At 64.1% G+C, this 1,244-nt stretch carries 2 protein-coding genes; one reads left to right on the top strand and one right to left on the bottom strand.

The features are described from left to right. Nucleotides 1-469, top strand: a 469-nt coding sequence (locus tag EN879_RS36330) for a DMT family transporter (RefSeq protein ID WP_164774859.1), incomplete at its 5' end; no start/stop codon positions are given. Between the two features lie 18 nt (nt 470-487). Here EN879_RS36330 and EN879_RS36325 read toward each other — a convergent pair. Next, a partial coding sequence (locus EN879_RS36325; RefSeq protein WP_127274736.1) for a zinc-binding dehydrogenase occupies nt 488-1,244 on the bottom strand: 757 nt, incomplete at its 5' end.

Genomic DNA, 1,244 nt, shown 5'->3' with positions numbered 1-1,244 from the left:
GGGCGTGACTGCCTCGCCGGTCGGCGACGGTCTGATGCTGGCTGCCATCATCGCTTGCGGCCTCGGCTATGCCGAGGGCGCCGCGCTGTCGCGCAGGCTCGGCGGCTGGCAAGTGATCTGCTGGGCGCTGGTGCTGTCGCTGCCGATCATGCTGGTGCTGACGCTGCTGACCATGCCGCCGTCGTTCGACGGCGTCGGCGTCAGTGCGTGGATGGGGCTTGCCTATGTCTCGCTGTTCAGCATGCTGATCGGCTTCGTGTTCTGGTATCGCGGCCTGGCGCAAGGCGGCATCGCCGCGGTCGGACAGTTGCAGCTGCTGCAGCCATTCTTCGGACTGGCACTGGCAGCGACGCTGCTGCACGAACAGGTCAGTTCGTTGATGGTGGTCGTCACGCTTGGCGTGGTGCTTTGCGTCGTAGGCGCCAAGCGATTCGCGAAGCAGGAATTGCCACGACGCGCGATCGCCTGACGACGGTGCCGTCCTCGCCTAAAACTTCGTCACCACCCCAATCCCAATGCCCTCGAAGCCGCCCATCGCCATCAGGGCCGCAGGCGCCTCGTCGAGACTGATCCTCTTGCCGACCAGCAGTTCGGGCTTCAGCTTGCCGTTGCGGATCATGTCCATCATCGCCTGGTAGCGGTAGGCCTGCATGCCGTGGCTGCCGAGGATTTCGAGCTCGAAGGCGATCACCTTGTCCATCGGCACCTGCGGCCGGGCATGCTCGCCCAGCATCAGGCCGACCTGCACATGGCGGCCGCGCCGGCGCAGATTGGATATCGAATTGAACGAGGTGGTGGGGTGGCCGAGCGCGTCCATCGACATATGCGCGCCGCCATTGGTGATCTGCTTGACCGCCTTGACCACGTTCGGCGTCGTAGATGCATTGATGGTGGCGACGGCGCCGATCTTTTTGGCGAAATCCAGTTTCTCGTCGGTGAGATCGATGGCGATGACATTGGCGCCCATGGCGCTGGCAATCATAATCGCCGACAGGCCGACGCCGCCGCAGCCATGCACCGCGACCCATTCGCCCGGCTTCACCCGGCCCTGGTCGACAATGGCTCGAAACGAAGTGACGAAGCGGCAGCCGAGGCTGGCGGCGGTGGCGAATTCCATCTCGTCGGGCAGGCGCACAAGATTGGTGTCGGCATGTTCGATGGCGACATATTCGGCAAACGAGCCCCAGCCGGTGAAGCCAGGCTGTGTCTGGTGCTCGCAGACCTGGTGATTGCCCGAATTACAC

Source organism: Mesorhizobium sp. M7A.F.Ca.AU.002.02.1.1, assembly GCF_003998535.1.
Lineage (GTDB): Bacteria > Pseudomonadota > Alphaproteobacteria > Rhizobiales > Rhizobiaceae > Mesorhizobium > Mesorhizobium ciceri.
This window is presented reverse-complemented; position numbering and strand designations above follow the sequence as displayed.